The 18513-nt window shown below is 46.7% G+C and carries 11 protein-coding genes; 7 read left to right on the top strand and 4 right to left on the bottom strand.

The annotated features are described in order from the left end of the window. Positions 1-139 precede the first annotated feature (139 nt). Positions 140-355 (bottom strand): hypothetical protein, encoded by a 216-nt coding sequence (locus tag MHI37_RS03565; protein ID WP_076335170.1) that lies wholly within the window; start codon positions 353-355, stop codon positions 140-142. A gap of 398 nt (positions 356-753) precedes the next feature. Between MHI37_RS03565 and MHI37_RS03560 the strand changes: the two genes are divergently transcribed. The 7 genes from MHI37_RS03560 to MHI37_RS03530 all read left to right on the top strand — a co-directional run bounded on the left by MHI37_RS03560 (position 754) and on the right by MHI37_RS03530 (position 7549). Then, the gene (locus tag MHI37_RS03560; protein ID WP_076335169.1) at positions 754-2154 is read left to right on the top strand and encodes a stalk domain-containing protein; all 1401 of its coding nucleotides are present in this window, start codon (positions 754-756) and stop codon (positions 2152-2154) included. A gap of 27 nt (positions 2155-2181) precedes the next feature. Then, positions 2182-3045: a phosphate ABC transporter substrate-binding protein gene (locus MHI37_RS03555; protein WP_076335168.1), complete on the top strand. Its 864-nt coding sequence runs from the start codon at positions 2182-2184 to the stop codon at positions 3043-3045. A 135-nt stretch (positions 3046-3180) separates the two neighbouring features. After that, complete coding sequence (gene pstC, locus MHI37_RS03550) at positions 3181-4143, top strand: phosphate ABC transporter permease subunit PstC (protein WP_076335167.1); 963 nt, start codon at positions 3181-3183, stop codon at positions 4141-4143. Next, positions 4140-5048, top strand: coding sequence for a phosphate ABC transporter permease PstA (gene pstA / locus MHI37_RS03545; protein ID WP_076335166.1), 909 nt, complete (start codon positions 4140-4142; stop codon positions 5046-5048). The genes pstC and pstA overlap by 4 nt, the downstream gene beginning before the upstream one ends. Positions 5049-5195: 147 nt before the next feature. After that, positions 5196-5687: a DUF1648 domain-containing protein gene (locus MHI37_RS03540; protein ID WP_083676073.1), complete on the top strand. Its 492-nt coding sequence runs from the start codon at positions 5196-5198 to the stop codon at positions 5685-5687. A gap of 94 nt (positions 5688-5781) precedes the next feature. Continuing rightward, positions 5782-6558 (top strand): 3'-5' exonuclease, encoded by a 777-nt coding sequence (locus MHI37_RS03535; RefSeq protein WP_076335165.1) that lies wholly within the window; start codon positions 5782-5784, stop codon positions 6556-6558. A 112-nt stretch (positions 6559-6670) separates the two neighbouring features. Continuing rightward, complete coding sequence (locus MHI37_RS03530; protein WP_076335164.1) at positions 6671-7549, top strand: DMT family transporter; 879 nt, start codon at positions 6671-6673, stop codon at positions 7547-7549. Between the two features lie 56 nt (positions 7550-7605). Here the strand turns inward: MHI37_RS03530 and MHI37_RS03525 are convergent, their stop codons facing one another. The 3 genes from MHI37_RS03525 to MHI37_RS03515 all read right to left on the bottom strand — a co-directional run bounded on the left by MHI37_RS03525 (position 7606) and on the right by MHI37_RS03515 (position 18503). After that, positions 7606-15243 carry a pullulanase gene (locus MHI37_RS03525; protein WP_076335163.1) on the bottom strand — a complete coding sequence of 2546 codons (7638 nt, stop codon included), beginning with the start codon at positions 15241-15243 and terminating at the stop codon, positions 7606-7608. A gap of 482 nt (positions 15244-15725) precedes the next feature. Beyond that, entirely contained in the window at positions 15726-16151 is a 426-nt protein-coding gene (locus MHI37_RS03520; RefSeq protein ID WP_076335162.1) for a DUF6157 family protein, read from the bottom strand. A gap of 243 nt (positions 16152-16394) precedes the next feature. Beyond that, positions 16395-18503 (bottom strand): YDG domain-containing protein, encoded by a 2109-nt coding sequence (locus tag MHI37_RS03515; RefSeq protein WP_076335161.1) that lies wholly within the window; start codon positions 18501-18503, stop codon positions 16395-16397. Positions 18504-18513: the final 10 nt, after the last annotated feature.

The raw sequence follows: 18513 nt of genomic DNA, 5'->3' as shown, positions 1-18513 counted from the left end.
AACAAAAAAAAGCCTGCATGCAGTGATCTGCTCTGCTTAGCTATGTAGGGTACGCTTTGAACGAAGGCATGCAGTGTACTGCTCTGCCGGTTATCCTCTTCACATTCTATGAATGGCCAGATTCATAGTTTCTGAAACATTACATGGATACTTGCTCCATATCACGCATCATCTTCATCATCATGGTAGACATTTCGTCGCATTCTTGCATTTTCATCATCATCATGTTCATATCCATGCTGTCCATCATGTTCATTTCTGTCATCATGTCCATCATCATCTTCATTGATTTCATCTTGCACATCATTTCTTCCATGCACATATTCATCATCATTTGCATCGCCATCTTTTCCATCTCCGCTCACCTCCTCATAGATCTCCTATACCGAAGATACTACAGCCTTGAAATGATTTCAAGGTTTTTTTGTTTTTTGTTGATTTCCCATGAATAGATATGATATAAATAAAGATTACACTTTTAAACCACACTTTCCCCCTTGGAATTATCGCCATGCTTGGACATGATATAAATCTCCCTTCAGCCCTTCCTTTACAATATCTATACCATTTCTAAATAATGGGATAATAATTCACTGATATGATTTAGTAGAAATGAACGCCTCACAAAAGAAAAGTTCCGTACTACTGCTGCTTGGGAGGGATCAAGCCAATTATTCATACCGACCAAGGCCGTCGGAGCTTCTATTTATAAAGTAAAAAAAATAACCCATTTGAGAAAGGTGACTCTCCTCCATGCAAATGAAAAAAGCAATGGCAATCTCAATGATCGCAGCAGCAATAAGCGCAGCAACCGTTACACCGATATTCGCTCAAACGGCATCCAGCAAGCAAGCTGTACAAATCAACCAAGCAAGCTTTCTCGTTAATGCCAACCCTATCTCTATTCGTACCATTGTGGATGGCGGCGTAACCTTAGCCTCTGTTCGAGACATCACCAATGCAATTGGCGCTACCCTCCATATCAACAGCGACCATACCGTAGTTGTGAAGTTTGGCGAGAACACATTGAAGCTAAAGGCCGCTTCAAAAACAATTAACGTAAACGGTGTATCGACTGCTCTTTCGCACCCAGCTAAAGAAGTAGCCTACGCCACCTTTATTGAACCAGCAGCATTTGTTAAAGCACTTGGCGGTACATATGAAGACAACACGATCAGCATGGTTAAACAGCTTGAAGGTGCTGAGCGTGCAGTTTGGGTCAACTCCTCCCAGCTTATCGTTTCGAACACTGCAGGCGAAGGTCGTGAAGATTACCTGGTTGATGCAGCTACTGGCAAATATGAGCTTCTGCTGGCATCCTCTGACACGTCCGAGCTGGTTCTATCCCCGGATGGCAAAAAAGTGGCTTACTCCGATGCGAATGGCGCTGTGTTCACCATTGATTTAAGCACGAAGCAAGCGACGCAAGTCAGCACAGACAGCTCGATCAAAAATGAGCTGCAATGGTCGAAGGACGGCTCTTCCCTCTTCTTCCTGCAAGGTGACAAAAGCTCTGTTATTGCTAAGCTTTCACTAGCCGATGGCAGTGTCTCTAAAGTACTTGAAGACAAGGTCGACTATAAAGCGAACCTAGAAGTATCAGCAGACGGCTTGCAATTTGCTTTCTACGTCTTCAAGCAGCCGAAAGTAACGGCTGACAGCGACAAGGACGTTGAGCTTGATGATGTTGCTATCGACGCAACAGGCACTGAGCCGCAAATTTACTTCTACAACGCTGAAGCAGCAGACAATAAACCTGCACAGCTTACGAAGGATACAGCAGATAAAGTATTCCTTAAACTCGCGGCAGATGGCTCCAAAGTCAGCTACGTCAGCGTGAGCGCCGACGAAGCAAGTGTTGGACAGCTCGTGACCATTGATCAAGCAGGCAAAGTCAGCACGCCATCGTTCGCTGACAAAGACGTTTACCAGCTCGTTCAAGGCGGAAGCAAGCTCTACCTTCTAACTGCTGATGGAAACAGCACGAACGCCATCTATGAAATTGATAGCGCAACAGGAGCAAGCACGCTCGTACTAACTGTGTCGGATCTTGCATCCGAATTGATCGTTTCAAGCAATGCTAATATTGCAGCACTTATCGATGGACAATTGGCAGTATCGGTTCAAGGGAAATGGAAAAACATTACTAACTAATTAATTAACTAATGGAGGTCATTCCTAATGAAATGGTTTAAACAATTAACGATCGCGGCGCTTATCGCTGTAGTCGGCTTCAGTTCCGTTCCTGCTTCCACTCCTGTTGCTACTGCAGCAAGCAAGCTTTCCGGCAAAATCGTCATTAACGGCTCATCTGCCCTGCTGCCCTTGACACTTCAAGCAGCAAATGAGTTTAAAAAGCTGAATCCAAAGGTTAAAATTTCTGCATCGGCTGCCGGTTCCATTACAGGACCTCAAGCGGTTCGCAAAGGTATTGCGGATATTGGAGCTGTAGACTGGGATGCTTCTCAGGATGTACCGGGTTTCAAAAAATTCGACGGTCAAGTTGCTCATAAAGTAGCCATCATCCCTTTCGCAGCTGTCGTGAATAAAAATGTAACAACGACAAATTTGACAACCAAGGAGCTGCAAGGCATCTTCTCCGGTAAAATTAAAAACTGGAAAGAGGTTGGCGGCAAGGATGGCGAAATTATCGTCGTAAACCGTACATTCGGTTCAGGAACTCGCGTCAATTTTCAAGACAAAGCACTCGCTGGTACTGATTTTATGACCAAAGGCGATAACTACAAGGAAGTAAAAACAAGCGGCGATATGAAAACAACGATCGAAACGACGCCTAACGCTATCGGTTATATGGATTTGGCTTATGTAACGGACAAAATGGTTGCACTTAAAATTAACGATATCGCACCTACTGAAGCCAATGTTGTTAACGGCAAATACAAAGTATGGGGCTACGGCTACTATATGACTAAGGGTCAGCCTACAGGCGCGACTAAGGAATTTATTAAATACGTACAAAGCACAAAGTTTCAAAACGGATCATTGAAAAAGCTTAAATTCATTCCGATCTCGGCAATTAAATAGTTTCAACTTACAGGAGCGGCCGGCTTGCGCAAATAAGCGCCTAAGCCGGCCCTATCTATTTCATAGTGAACCTAGCTGATCCGCTCGCTGAAAAGGCAGGCATCGGCTGCGTTCGCTTAGAGGAGCTTATTATCTATGTTGGAATCCACTCAGGCCTTGCATCAGGCGCGGCAATCAACGGAGCTCGGCAGCGCTATTTTGACAGGCAGCAGCAAACCCTTCGACCGGAGATCTCGGCTATTTTTCACAAATCGCCTCTTCCGCTACTTATGCATCGGTGCCGCAGGCTTCGTCTGTCTCATCCTATTTCTAATTTTGCTGCTCATGTTCCGTACCGGTGTATTAACGTTCAGCCACATTTCGTTTGCTGATTTCTTCTTCTCGGCTGAATGGAATCCCGAGAACGAACAATATGGAGCGCTTATCTTTATTTTCGGCACCTTCGCTTTAACAGCCTTAACACTGCTGATTTGCGTTCCAATCTCTTTGATTATTGCCGTATTCCTGTCTGTATTTGTACCCGCTTGGCTCAAAAACATGCTTCGTCCCGTACTGGATCTGCTTGTCGGAATTCCTTCCGTCGTATACGGCTATTTAGGCCTAACCGTACTGATCCCTTTCATTCGGAATGTTACAGGCAGCGGCATGGGTGATGGGCTCCTCGCAGCGGCACTTGTACTTACAATTATGGTTCTGCCTACGGTAAGCCGAATCAGTGATGATGCGATAAGCGCTGTCCCTGCCAAATTTAGCGACGCTTCCTACGCTCTAGGCGCTACACGCTTTCAAACCGTATGGAGAGTACTGCTGCCGTCAGCCAAAAGCGGCATCATGTATGCCGTCATTCTCGGCATGGCGCGTGCGGTCGGTGAAACGATGGCCGTCGTTATGGTAATCGGCAATACGCCTCAGCTCGCTGACAGCCTGCTTAAGCCTACCTCCGTCCTCACCAGCAACATCGTTATGCAAATTTCCAACGTGCCATTTGACTCCACCTGGAATTACGCTCTTTACTTAATGGGCTTCCTGCTGCTAGTCATCTCCTTAATTATGATTGTCGCCATTCGCTGGATTCAAAGAAAGGGGATACAAGCATGAAGCAGGCCATACCTACAAGCCCCCTCCCCAATCCGTTTAGCGGCAGAAGAGGTCTCAATCTGGTAAAAGATCGTTTGTTCACAGGCATCGTCTGGTCACTGGGCATTATTATCATTGCCTTCATATTTGGACTGCTGTATCTGATATTGCAGGATGGCATGCCGAAGCTGACGTGGAATTTTATATTCGGCTTGCCGAGTGAAATTGATGAAGGCGGCGGCATTGGGCCAACACTGGTGAACTCCTTCTATATTTTATTCATTTCCTTGATCATTTCGATTCCGCTCGGCATGGCTGCAGGCATCTATTTAGCAGAGTTTGCACCTGATAATAAGCTGATTGGCTTCGTCCGTATTTGCGTAGAAGGACTCGCCTCAGTTCCTTCCATTATTTTCGGCTTGTTTGGCATCGCGCTATTCGTCGAATATTTTGAAATTGGGTTAACTATTTTAGGCGGCGCGGTCAGTCTGGCCTTTCTAAATCTGCCTGTTCTGACTCGTGTAACCGAGGAATCAATTCGCGCTGTGCCGAAGGAGCTTAAGAGCGCGTCCTTTGCGCTGGGCGGCACTCACCTGCAAACGATTACGCGTGCGCTCATTCCCGCTGCACTAAATGGCATTATTACAGGAATCTGTCTTGTCGCGGGCCGCGCATTTGGCGAGAGCGCCGTTATTATTTTAACTGCGGGCGTAACGACATCCGGTGAAATGTGGGATTTCAGCCTCTTCTCACCAGGTGCCACGCTCGCCGTTCATCTCTGGTATGTGCAGTCGGAGGCGATCGTCGGCGATGCGCAGGAAATTGCCCAGAAAGCAGCTGCCGTGCTCGTTTTTGTCGTTTTGCTCATCAATTTAATATTCCGCATTCCGTTATGGATGAATTCTCGTCGTACAAAGCGGTCGTAGAATACAACCATCGCCTCCAGTCCCGCCTATCGGCAGCGGATGGAGGCTTTTTTGTGGAAAATAAATGAAAAAAAGGTGCAGCTGGGAAACGGATTGCGCTATAATTAACAGGATGAACATGACCAACAGAACGGCGGTGCTTATTTAATGACCCAATTACCTAAAATCAAGATAGCAAAAACTTCTCTTGAGCGCTGGCATGAAGGTTTATCCGTTATCCTTTTGGCTTTCTCCTTCGTCTACTTAATCGTGAACTGGAGTACACTGCCAGAAACGATCGCGATCCATTTCAACGTCCGAGGCGAAGCCGATGGCTGGGGCAGTAAAGCATTCCTATTTTTCCCGCTAATGATTTCGCTCGTACTGTACATCGGACTTACTCTTTTGCGCAAAATTCCACATCATTTCAATTATATGACTACGATAACCGAGCAAAATGCCCCCTACCAGTATAAAATCTCGTTAGAGCTGCTCAGCTGGATCAAGCTTGAGCTGGTCGTGATATTTGGTTTCCTGCAATGGGCGATCATTCAGGATGCTAAGGGTGAGACTTCTATTTTTAGCATATCGCAGCTCCCTATCGCTTTTGTTATTTTGCTTGGAACGATTGTCTTTTATGTCATTAAACTAAAAAAATAAACCTGCTGCGGCTTTCTACCATATTGTAGTTTCCATCTGGATAACTTTTTCTGATAGAATGGATAACACAGGCTATCTATCGGAGGTTAAGATTTTGGACTATATTATATTGGATATTGAATTTAATGGACGTAAGTTTGCAAGCGAATTGCCCATGGAGGTTATTGAGATCGGTGCGGTTCGTTTAAATAGCGCATTGGAGCAGACGGATGAATTTTCCGCGTTAATCAAACCGATTTATTTCTCCAAGCTGAACAGCTTTATTAAGAAAAAAACCGGCATTCCACAGGAAGACATCGATGTGGCAAGCCGTTTCCCGAAGGTCATTCGTGAATTCACGGCATGGCTTCGCAAAAGCGACACCTTCCTGCTGTTCACTTGGGGCGGCGAGGACTTGAAACGTATTGTTTATGATACGCGGATGCATAAGCTTGATGACAGCTTCTGGATGGCTGCCGATTATTTCGACCTGCTGAAGGGCTATATTCGCTACAAGAACGTTACGAACGATGTTAGTGTCGAGGCTGCGCTCATCGATCTCGAGATTACGGCTGAGGGCACAGCCCATCGTGCGCTGGATGATGCGCGCATGACGGCTGAGGTGTTCCGCAAAATTTTTGATGAGCTGGATTTTAGCCTCAAGCAGCAGTTTAAGGACATGTATACGAATGCGAAGGAACGACGCATGGTCAAAAATGCGATTAGATCCATGACCGCGCAAAAAATCGTTCCGCAGTGGGAAGTATTCGCTGAGCGTTATCTCGCTGGCAAAGCCTCCTTCGAGGACGTGCGGAAGGTTGCGGAGCTTCAGCAATATTTTGATAACGAGCTGGAGAAGGCCGCGAAGCCTTCGGCTGGACAAGCTGGCTAAGCAAGCCAAATCATTTCTGACATTAACAAATATAAAAATAAGCCCCTGACCCTTCCAGCGCCTAAGCTGCTCATGGGGCCAGGGGTTTATAAGTATAGGAGAAGCAACAACAATGGACCGCAGCACCAAGTCAATCTCCACCTATGAAATGCTTTATATTATTGGTATTATCGCTATCTCGTTTTCTTCTATTTTCATTCGCTGGTCGAATGCCGACGTAGCTGTCATCGCTATGTATCGTCTATATTTAACCAACCTCATTATGCTTCCACTCGTATGGAAGTACCGCGCAGAAATGTTTCATCTCAGCGCTAGACAGTGGCGACTGTTAACCGCCTCTGGCATAATGCTAGCGCTCCATTTTTTGCTCTGGATGGCTTCCTTGCGACTAACGACGGTCGCAAGCTCCACCGTCATCTTAACGCTTGAGCCCGTTATGGTTATGCTGGGCTCTTATTTGCTGTTCCGCATCAAAGCGAATCGCATGATGCTGTGGGGCATGGGCATCGCCCTGATCGGCTCCATCGTCATCGGATCAGGCGACCTCGCTCTCTCCAGAGAAGCACTACTTGGCGATATTCTTTCCTTTCTTGGCGCCGCTGCTGTAGCCGTTCACATGCTGATTGGCAAGCAGCTGCGCAAGGATATGGGCGCCTTCGTTTATAACTTTTGGGTTTTCGCGCTTGCCGCTACCGCGCTGGCCTTCTATAATATCGTTCGCGGCAACTCCTTCACTGGCTACAGCTCGAAGGAATGGGGCATCTTCTTGCTGCTGGCAATCGTTCCTACGCTATTTGGCCATTACTTGTTTAATTGGCTGCTTAAACATATGAGCGCGGCAGCTGTATCCATGTCGGTGCTCGGCGAGCCCGTCATCGCCTCCCTTCTTGCCTGGGTGCTGCTAAAGGAAGCGTTAACGGCCTATCAGCTTGCGGCTGGCGTTCTGATCCTGTTCGGCGTTTGGCTGTTTATTCGCCATGGGAAGGAATAATCGATAAAAATAGCCGCTATCCTGCAATTGCGCAGGATAGCGGCCCGATGTATTCCTTACTTTTTCCTTAGCAGATTATAAATAACCTGAGCGCTCTCCGCACGGGTCATTTGGCCTTTCGGCACAAATGCACCCTCATCCCTGCCTTGAACGAGCCCTAGCTCAGCTGCTGCTGCAACAGATGGTACTGCCCACTCGCTGATCTCCCTGCGATCAGCAAATGCCACTTCTGGAGCTGTCGACGCAGCGCCCGCAGCGCTATTCTTCACCTCATAAGCTCGCATAACGATAACCGCCATCTCTTCGCGAGTAATCGTTTCATTAGGTGCAAACGAATTGCCGCTGCGCCCATTTACGATGCCAAGCTTGCTAGCTGTCGCGACATATGCTGAATACCATTGTCCCGCTCCAACATCCGCAAAGCTCGCTGTGCCTTCTGCTTTTATGCTCAGTGCACGCACGAGCATAGCAGTGAATTCAGCACGAGTTACGTTCGCTTGTGGAGCAAATTGCTGCTCATTAATTCCAGTTACAATATGCTTTGCAGCTAAGAACTGAATTGCTGCGGAAGCCCAGTGGCTGGCCTTAACGTCAATAAATGATCGCTCATATTCAAGAACAGCATATTTGCTGAAATGATTCACCTCAGCTGTGATGAAATCTCCCTCCAGCGTCCCTCCGATAAACTCAAGCTCGCCATCATCACCTACAAAATAAATGCCAGCCTTGTTTTTGTCCGCATTTGCGTTGATTTTGAAGGTAAGAGTGATTGGCTTTTCGAATATTGTAATTGGAATGACCTTGCCATCCTTGGTGAGAATACTCACATGGAACTGATAAACCTCGGAAACAGCCCTTGCTTTCACTTGATCCGTCTCCACTCCCGCAAGCAAAGCACTTGCTTCTTCTGCATTCAACGGTTTAAATTCAACTAGGATCCGTCCGCCTTCTACTTCGCTTGCAGCTACCTCAGCTTGAAGCGATGCTAACCAATCATGAGGCAGCATAACCGTAACGCCGCTTACCATCAGCTCCAAATCGTCGCTGCCCAGCAAAGTCGCTGCACTTAGCGGTAGAAGTACTGCATTTTTTCCAGCAGAGACCTGAACAGTTGCTTTGCCATCCTTACCGTTCTTCAGCGTAGTCTCCTCAATAATCTGAGCATCTGTTGGCTGCGGCGTGTTTACCGGAACAGTAGATGCAGCGGTTGGTGACGGTGTCGTCACCGCTGTTGGTTCTGGTGACGGAGTCACCTCCGTGGTTGGTGTTGGCGTTTCTTCCGGCGTTGTAGGTGTAGGCGTTGGCACAGTAGATATAACCTCGCTCAAAATAACCGTTCCGCCTTCGTTTCTACCCGGCACATCAACCGTAAGCTCGCCATTCGCCGTTACCGTATAAAGCTTGCCGCTGTATTCGTCTTTCGCTTCTGAACCTGCCAGGAATGGAACAGCTAGCGTAACCGAGCGATTTGCCTCAGCAGTATTAATAATCGTTATGATGTTTTCATCGTTATACTGTTTGTTAAAGGCTAGATAGCCTAACTGATCCGAGCCTGCAACCTTCGTGCGCATGCCCTTGGCGTAAACCTTCGAGAACTTCGCTCTAATATTGAGGAGCTTCTCGTAATGATCATGCAGCGCTTGCTCTGCATCCAGCTGGTCCCATGGCATATCCGTGCGATTCTCACTAAACAGCCCCGCACCCATGTCGCGTGCATTCGCCCCTGATCGACCCAGCTCCTCGCCGTAATAAATGACAGGCTGGCCCTTTGCTGTAATTTGAAGTGCTGCTGCGATCTTCAGCTTTCCTTTGTCCCCGTCAACAAAATGCGAGAGAAAGCCATCCTCATCATGGCTGCTTAGGAACTGCCCCATAGTTGTCGTATTATCCAGCTTCAACTCACGATCAGCTAGGTAAGCGTCCACGGCATCAATGGAACCATTAGCGAAGTCTCTCGCCCGGTCATTAAAGCTGAAATCGAGCAAACTATCCATTTGGCCGCTGCGAAGCATGCCGCCATCGCCATCTACCGTCCCTCCAAAATATTCGCCAATCAGCTTAAATCCGGGATCAATTGAGGTTAGCGCATTTTTGAACGCCTTCCAGGTTGTGCTCTCCACATGCTTGATCGTATCGACGCGGAAGAAATCAATCGTATCTCCACGCTCTGTTCTTGCACTCTCCAGCCAACCCGTTTGCCATGCAATGATTTTCTCGCGAACAGCCTGCTCCTCTGTCTTGAGGTCTGGCAAATGCTCCAGCTCCCCTTCGAGCGCATTCGTGCTCGCTTGAACGCCATTTGTTCTCAGCATGCCCTCAAAGCGCGCTTTGTCCTCCGCCGTAATGCCAGGGCGGCTATCCTCTTCCTTCAAGCCGTAGCCCGTATGGTTAAGCACAACGTCGACCATAATTTTAATACCCTTGTCATGGGCTTTATTAATAAGCTCCTTAAACGTATCCATATCGCCAAGATGCTCATCGAGCTTCGTGAAATCCTTCGCCCAATAGCCATGATAGCCGTATTGCTTGCTGTTAAAGTCGACACCTTTGTTAAAATCAATATTATCGATGATCGGTGTAATCCAAAGCGTATTGATGCCGAGCTCTTGCAAATAATCCAGCTTGCCGATCATTCCCCGGAAATCACCGCCATGATAGGCCTCCAAATGGTCCTTATCCACATTTTCATTATTCGTTGCATCGCCGTCTGCAAAACGATCCGTCAATGCGAAGTAAATGCGCGCCTCATCCCAATCAAAGTCCAGCTCGCCCGCAAATGTTCTTGCCTTCACGGTTACCGAGCCTGTATGCGTATGTCGGTTGCCGTATTCGTCAATCAACGTAATCGGTATTTCCTTTAAGCCAGCCGTTACCGTGTCCTTCACAGCAATCGTTTGAGCGAGTAGACGAGTGTCAAAGCTAGTCTTCGCTAGTCCGCCCAATGCGGTTAAGTCCATATAGCCTTCTGTATAAGCTACCTCTTCCGACGCCGCTGCGGTTATAGTAAGTACCGCACTCTCGTTATACGAAATCTCAGCTGGACTAGCCGATGACGCAATCGTGACGATCGGCTTCCGATACGTGATGGATGATTTTCCATCTGTTGTATTTTTAGGATCAGCCATTTCAACTTCTGCTTCATCCTGCTTCGTCACAAGGAACGTATACTCATACGTGCCGCCCTCAACATCAGCAAGTGTATACGCAAACCACTCCTTCGCCGCATCATATGCCATGTTATACTCCGTACCGTTAACCTTTACCTTAACGCTTGATATATCGCTAAGATGCCCATTTCGGAATAGCGTATCGTCGCGATACAGGAAGGTAATGCCTCCATCCTTCAGAACAGGCCCACTAATCGTTGGCAATATATTAGGCTGATTAACCATACTAATGATATTCACCTTTGTAAAAGCAGCTCCCGCTGCAATCGGTATGACGCGATCATCCGGAATATCCTGCTTCGCCGTGTTCCAGTCCGTCCCTTTGCGAAGCACAAAGCCTACACTCATCGTATCCGGAGATATTTCCAGCATGACTGTGGCAACGCCATTTTCAACTTTATCGAAGTTGATCTGGTCATTCTTCACACCGGTATTCCAAATCCACAGATTCCAGTCCGTATAATTTTTATCAGGCCGAATGTAATTTAATTGCACATAGCGCTTCAACGATTCGGTTGTAATTGTAACCTCAGCACTCGCGGAGATTCCTTTATACGTAGCCGTGATCGTCGCTTTTCCAGCTCCAGCTGCCGTTACAAGACCGCTCGCCGCAACAGCTGCTGCCGCAGGCTTATCGGAGGAGTATACAGCCTGATTAGTTACCCTCCGCTTGCTGCCGTCGCTATATTTTGCAAAAACAGCCGTTTGATGCGTAGTCCCTACCTGCAATGAATAGCTCGCGCTGTCCAGCTCCAGCCCAGTGAGCACAGCAGCTGCTGAATCCAGCTTAATGACTACCGCTGTCAACGGATCAAGTGTAATTGCATTTGCAGAGAGCTCAAAGCCTGATTGAACGGATACCGCTTCAATTCCTGCCTCGTCATTATCCACAAGCACTGTACCTGCTGTTAAATCCTCAGATAACGTAAGCGTCCTTACCGTGCTGTCTGCATTAACAAATACATAATAGTTGCCAGTACCGTCAGTTGCTTTGTTTTTGTAGCCGATAATCAGATCGTTTGCTTTCATTTCTGCGGCATTAATGAGCGTTACGTTGGAATCTACCAAATCCTTATCACCTAATCGGAACGCATCCGTATGCTTCCTAAGCGCAATAAGACCTGCGGTGTATTCCTTCGTCATGTGGTTTACAGGGTACTGCTCAGCATCTGTTGCCCTCTGCCAATCGAACTTGTTGATCGCATCAGAAGAATCATAGGAATCATGGATGAAATAGCCGAATGAGTTGTCGTCTTCGTCCTTCAGCTCATGATACTTCTGCTCTGGCACTCCTACTCCCAGCCACTGCTTTGTCCTGCCGTATTCTTGCCCTGCATGCAGGAAGGCTGTACCTTGAGAGGTTAGAATCATCAGGTTGCCCAGACGAACACGCTTATGAATTTCGAGATCATTGGCCGCTATGGCCGGGTCCTTCTTGATGGATTGCGCAATAACATCATATAAGGGAAGATTGTCATGGGCTTCAATGTACTGCACCATATCTCCCGGATCGTCAGCAGGCGTATTGCCTGGCTGCGCCTTGATGTTATTCAGAATCACAGCAATACTTCTTGCCCCGCCCGTAATAAATCTAGGTTCACCTTCGGAGCCGAAGCCGGACTTTAATTCATTGCGAATCTCATCGGAGAAAACGCCGACGCTGTCGGTTTTGTCCATCCAATCTTGGTCTGCACCTTTTCCTGTCAACGCTGAATCGGAGGCGGCTCCTCCAAACGTTCTCCAGCCTTCGCCGATAAATAGAGCGCTTGGATTGATGCTCACTGCGGAATCATACGCATGCTGCACCGATTCATAGGTGGCATCGCCCATCATGTCCCAGCGCATGCCGTCAATTTTATATTCATCAAACCAGTATTTTACGGAATCGACCATTAGTTTTTCTGCCATTTTGTGAGAGGTAGCCAGGTTATTCCCGAAGCCCCCGATATTGTTCCCGCTTGCATCCTGAAACGCATAATAGTTCGGTACGATATCGTTCAGGGAGCTCGCTTTTGCCATATGGGTATAAACTACATCGAGAACAACGCCCATTCCAGCATCATGAATGGCATTAATTAAATCTTTTAGCTCCTTTACTCTAAGCTCTGGATCTGCTGCATTTTCTGAGTATGCGCCATCCGGTGAGAAATAGCTGTGCGGATCATAACCCCAGTTGTATTCATTGTCGATGGTGGAATACTCATTTTCTCTAGCAGCCATACCCGCTTCATCACCATAATACCAAGCCATAACCGGTAGCAATTGAATATGTGTAACACCAAGCGACTTGATGTAGTCCAGCTTCTCCTTAAATGCGCTGTAAGAGCCCCATCTCGCATCCAATTCATCTGCAATCGCCAGATCGGAGGTAAAATCACGGATATGCGCCTCCCAAATAATCGCATCTTCCCTCTTCTCATAACCTTCAATTTGAGCAAAATCAAAGTCTGCCGCAGGATAGGTTCCGCTAAGGTCGAGGATAGCTGCTTTGCCAACTGCATCACCGTCAGGCCCTGTTTCACCCTTCGTATTGACTCTAAACTCAGCCATAGATTTGGCATACGGGTCAAGCACCGGCTTTGTCACTCCATCGTTCGTCACTTCATATTGATAGAAATATCCTTTCAAATCGGTTACCCCACCAACACTCAGATCAGCCGGCTTAATTGCAGCCGACCATACTCCCTTCTCGCCCTTGGTGAGCGCTCTGCTGCCGACCAGCTGCGCAGCATCATCCTTATCGTAGAGGTTTGCCACAACGGAGCTCGCTTTTGGCGCCCAGAGCTTCAGCAGTACATCGCCTGAATCGTAAGTAGCTCCAAGATCGTCTCCCTCGTATTCAAATAATTCATCCAGCATTCGCCAGCCTGCAATGGACGAAACCGACTTGCCTTGGTATGTGACACGCAAAGGTGCATTCTCCAGCTCAAAATCTGCTGTTAGGATAGCTGTTTTCTTATCATCGTTTAGTGTCACCTGATTAATGGCAACAGCTGCGTCGTTCTTGTCCGTAATGGTAATCGCTGTCTTCAATTCATCGGCAGCGAGACCATCCGTCATCGTAAACCCAAGCAGCAGCTTGCTCTCTGACAAAATTTCTGCGGAGACAAGTCCTGTCGGCAGCTCCCAGTAAGGGGAAACGTAGACCGAGTTGTCGCCTTCTCTAATCCAAAGCTGATCATAGCGATCCAGAAGATTGAACGTCCGGTCCCCTCCGTCCTTATCGCCAGAGGTGCGATTAACGACCAGAAACCCTATTTTTTGCGCGTCGTCTTGAAGCTCAATATCCACATAGCCGCCATAGCGGTCTACATGATCCGGCAGAAACGCAGCCGCCCCTGACGGCCAGCCATCCGACGGTGCAGCAACGTGATCCCACAGCCAGAGACCATAAGCACTTTGATTATGATCGGCACGAACGTAATGAATACGAACCGTATTCTCAGGAAGCTCTACCGGCTCATAGTAGGACACCTTATCCGAGCCCTGCTCGATCCAAACCTCATTCATTTGAGGAGAGGCAATCTCGACTGCCTTATCTCCGCCGTCCTTGGAGCCATCGGTTCGATTAACGACAAGGAAGCCTACCTTCTTCGCTTGATCTGCTAGTGGAATATCCACATATACCCCATAATCGTCTGCCTTTCCAGCAGGGAAGGGAGCAGCCCCCGATGGCCAGTTAGCTGATGGTGCAGCAACCTGATCCCATAGCCATAATCCCTGCTGCTCGTAAGCACCATCTGTCCTATGGTAATGAATACGAAGATGCCCCTCAGGTATAGGGTCCGAATTCGGATCAACGGGAACTGTAAACGATGCCGTTACGTTATGATTGCCAGCATCATATTGAAATGTGACAGGAAGCGTCTGTGGGAGCACCAACGTTAAATTGTCAGCAGGGTATGCTTCGTCCCAGTTACTTCCGAGCGCTAGCTTATACTCATAGCTTCCTTGGGGTACGTCCTTCGTGATGGAATAAATGTGGTCAAAGTCATTATCTTCGAGTATCGCACTCGCTGATTCCGGCTGCCAGTTGCCTGAATCCCCGAGTGCGGTCTGCAGATTCCCTACAATTCGGGGAAGCTTATCCGCAGCTAGTGGAGCGTAGTACGTGGAGTCTGCAATTTTATGAGTGCTTTCGTTGTAGTAAAAGGTAATCTCTGTTTCTTCCGTGAGGGTGAGCTTAATATTTCCAGCGCTCTCCTCCCCACTTGGATTCGTATAGCTGCTAAAGCCATAGCTAACGTCCCAATTGCCGCCGATGGCCACTTTATATTGATAGATGCCTGCGGGTATCGTACCCGTTAAGCTATAATTTCCATTGCCTAAACTGCTCATCTTAGTTGCTTCTGCTGCAGGATCCCAATTGCCTGTATGTCCAAGCGCTGATTGCAAATCACCAACGAGCACCACTTCAAGTGGAGCCGCAGCGCTTGTTTGGTTCCGAACTACGCCTACAATCGACCATATCATGGCTGCTATCAGCAGCATGGACACCATTCTCTTACGCTTTAAAGCAAAGCCCATTCTTATGAACCTCCCTCATTTATCAATCCAGATGGCTATTTTCCAAAAAAACGCTTTTCCAAAAAACAGGACAGCTCTGTACCGCGCTTCTTCTCATTGACACCTCCTACTCTTACTGATCTTAATTTATGATTTCCTGTAACCTCAGTTGTGCAATCGTTTGCATAAAAGACAATAAAACTGCACATCTTTCTCTCACGACTCTTATTCCCGTATAATCCATAAAAAAAGAGCAATGAAAGCGTTTGCCTAACCTCATACTAATACTGGGAATCAAGCATTGTCAATCACTTTTCTATCAATTTCATCATTTTTATATATATATTCATGCAAAACCAGTAAAATGATAACGTTTGCGCAATAGTGTCTACTCACACTGAACAGGTCTTTCTTTGCCGCCAGTTATCGTTCGCAGCCTAGCCAAATAAGGCCAGCACTGCGCTTATCACTCATTGTGCCGGCCTTATCTGCCTTTATATTTCTCACTTTCTGCTGCTCCTCATTCCTGCTAACACCTTCATGCTGCCTTGCTTATTTTCCACAAGCTGCTGATATTCTGGTGATTCCATCGGTATGAGCGCTAGCTTTCCAGCCTTGTTAAAATGGATGCCCCAGCCGTATTTCTTCGGCAGCATCGACGCCCGCAGACAAGCCGTCGGCTTTGAGAAAAAAGCTGCTCTTATCTCTGCTCCTTGCACGGCCAATTCCTCGGAAGCAAACATCTTATGACGGATATGCACCTCATACAATAATTCTTCCTGTGTAAAATAATACGGCTGACCCGTTGCCAGCTCATACTCTAAGCTAGGCTTTGTTCGCCCGCTTTTCTTGTCTGGCGGCACCGTGCCGAACTCCACCGGGCAATCCGCTGACACGGTAATGAACGTATTATAATAATTCCATTCCATAAAGAGCTCCTTATCCTAGTGCGAGATTAATCACATTATATCCCAAATCCTTAATCATTTCGATTCCATATACAGGTACCACACTAGATCGAAAATCATATACATAAGGCGTAGACTACTAAGCAGCATGTTGCAGACTTTCATGCCTTAGTCAAATACACGACCAAACGCAAAAAGAGACTACTCAAAAGTAATTAACTTTTGAATTGTCTCTTTTTTGCGTTTGGCTATTTGGTTGACCTATTAAGGAATAGCTATGATTACACCCGAACTTACGGTTTGGCTTGCTGGAGCAATATAATTCCCTGCATCTTTGCCCGTAAGGGTATAAACAATAGTTACCTGTTTATTGATTCCTACTTCTGCGTTCTCGTACGTGGCTAGCGCTTGTACAAAGACCTCATCGCCACTAACAAGGCCGGTTATTGTGCCCGGTACTAAGTTTGCTGTTGTATTTCCATCGTAAACCTTGAGCGGGAGTACAGGCGGTACAATCGATAATTGTCGCGCTGCTATTACTCCTGTATTTACTGTAATGTTGATTGGAGGTAAATAATTAGTAGCATCGACCCCCGTTAGTGAATACGACACGGTAATCGCCTTGTTTGTTCCTACATTTTTATCATTATAAGTGCCTGAAGCATGTACCGTTGCATCATCCACAACACAAATCCCTTCTCCTACACAATCTCCATCTTCATTTAAAGGAGGCCCAACTCTAGAGCCTGCTAGTACAGCTGCTGTCGTGGTTCCATCATACACTTTGTAATTGGTTATTAGGTCTAATATAGTACCCAAATCTACATGATATTGTACATATACCATGTAGTTAGTATTGTTTATAGGCGCAAGATAATTGGCTTCATCAGCTCCCGATAGTGTGTAGCTAACAGTTAATGCTCTGGCTTCAGCTGTGTCTGTAGTATCGTAAATCGCTTCTACAGTCACTGTTACGTCTTCGCCTGCAACTACCCCATCTAATGCACCTTTTGTTACTACTATTACTGAATTTCTCTCTATCGATTCTACAAGTGACAATTCTGGATCTTCAATAGTTAATTGTGCTTTTGTAATGACTCCAGTAGTTATCGTGTAGTTTACTGGTGCAATATAGTGGCCTGCATTTGATCCACCCAATGTATAAACCACTGTTATCGATTTGTCTGTTCCTACAGCTGCGTCATTGTAAGTAGCTACTGCAGTTACGGTTACTACATCATCACCAACAACACCGCTCAATGAACTCGCTATTACTGATGCTGATGTCATTCCATCGTACATTTTATCCGCTACCAGTGTTGATGGATTTGCAATCGTCAACTGCTTCTTATTAATTACGATTTCAGCTGAAGCTGCAGATATATTATTAGAAGAATCAACGGCATACACAACATAATTACCTACAGTTAAACCTACTGTCGTGATCCTTGAATTTACGGCTGCTCCCACTGATACTCTTATAGCAATCGATGAATCAACGGCTTGGTTTAAGTCTGTGAGGGTTGTGGCAGTTGTTGCAGGAACAAGATATAAATATCCACTCTCATTACTTGCAGCAAATACATCATCTCCAATTGAGATTTCCCCAGTCGTTACACCAGATAGAACTGGAGCGGTTGTATCGCTTGTTGCTGTTGGCGTTGGTGCTGTTGGTGCTGTTGGTGTTGGTGCTGTGGTTGGTGCTGTGATTGCTGTTGGTGCTGTGGTTGGTGTTGGTACGCCTTCTTCCAAGGATTCTTTAACAGTAACTGAGCGGTATAATACGACTACTGCTTCAGCACGTGTAAGAGGTTGATTGGGTTTGAAGTTAGCGCCATTCGCATATCCTTGTAAAATACCGTTTGCTACTGCAGCATCAACCGCTTCCTTAGCCCATGAGGCAATAGAGCTTGAGTCTGTAAAGCTAGCTGCCGCACTATCTGTTTTTGTCAGGCTTAGGAGACGATCTACGATAACGGCTGCTTCCTGCCTGCTGATTGGTTTATTTGCACCGAAAGTTCCGTTCGCATAGCCTTTAATGTAGCCAGCTTTTATAGCTTTGGAAACCTCGGTATATATCCAACTAGATGAAGCAACATCGCTGAAGAAAACGTCTGCTGTTTCAGTAAAACCATAGGAGCGGTTAATCAAAGCAATGAATTCAGCTCTTGTTATCGTGTTGTTTGGTTTAAAGCTGCCGTCTTCATAACCCGTAACATAACCTTTGCCGACCCAATCAGATATCTGGCTTTCCGCCCACGTTCCCTCGATATCAGATAGAAAAGATTCTTCAGCACCAAAAGCTACATTAAGCGATAAAAACAGCAAAACTGTAATCAAGAGAGTGGTTACAAGCTTTCTAGCATGATTCATTGATAGTATT

Source organism: Paenibacillus sp. FSL H8-0548, assembly GCF_038630985.1.
In the GTDB taxonomy this organism is placed as follows: domain Bacteria; phylum Bacillota; class Bacilli; order Paenibacillales; family Paenibacillaceae; genus Pristimantibacillus.
The sequence above is the reverse complement of the archived record's forward strand: the minus strand, read 5'-3'. Positions and strand labels throughout refer to the sequence as shown.

Excerpts from the sequence above, each read along its gene's own strand:
- MHI37_RS03565 (WP_076335170.1), bottom strand. The coding sequence starts at position 355 with ATGGAAAAGATGGCGATGCAAATGATGATGAATATGTGCATGGAAGAA.
- MHI37_RS03560 (WP_076335169.1), top strand. The coding sequence starts at position 754 with ATGCAAATGAAAAAAGCAATGGCAATCTCAATGATCGCAGCAGCAATA.
- MHI37_RS03555 (WP_076335168.1), top strand. The coding sequence starts at position 2,182 with ATGAAATGGTTTAAACAATTAACGATCGCGGCGCTTATCGCTGTAGTC.
- pstC (WP_076335167.1), top strand. The coding sequence starts at position 3,181 with ATGTTGGAATCCACTCAGGCCTTGCATCAGGCGCGGCAATCAACGGAG.
- pstA (WP_076335166.1), top strand. The coding sequence starts at position 4,140 with ATGAAGCAGGCCATACCTACAAGCCCCCTCCCCAATCCGTTTAGCGGC.
- MHI37_RS03540 (WP_083676073.1), top strand. The coding sequence starts at position 5,196 with ATGACCCAATTACCTAAAATCAAGATAGCAAAAACTTCTCTTGAGCGC.
- MHI37_RS03530 (WP_076335164.1), top strand. The coding sequence starts at position 6,671 with ATGGACCGCAGCACCAAGTCAATCTCCACCTATGAAATGCTTTATATT.
- MHI37_RS03525 (WP_076335163.1), bottom strand. The coding sequence starts at position 15,243 with ATGGGCTTTGCTTTAAAGCGTAAGAGAATGGTGTCCATGCTGCTGATA.
- MHI37_RS03520 (WP_076335162.1), bottom strand. The coding sequence starts at position 16,151 with ATGGAATGGAATTATTATAATACGTTCATTACCGTGTCAGCGGATTGC.
- MHI37_RS03515 (WP_076335161.1), bottom strand. The coding sequence starts at position 18,503 with ATGAATCATGCTAGAAAGCTTGTAACCACTCTCTTGATTACAGTTTTG.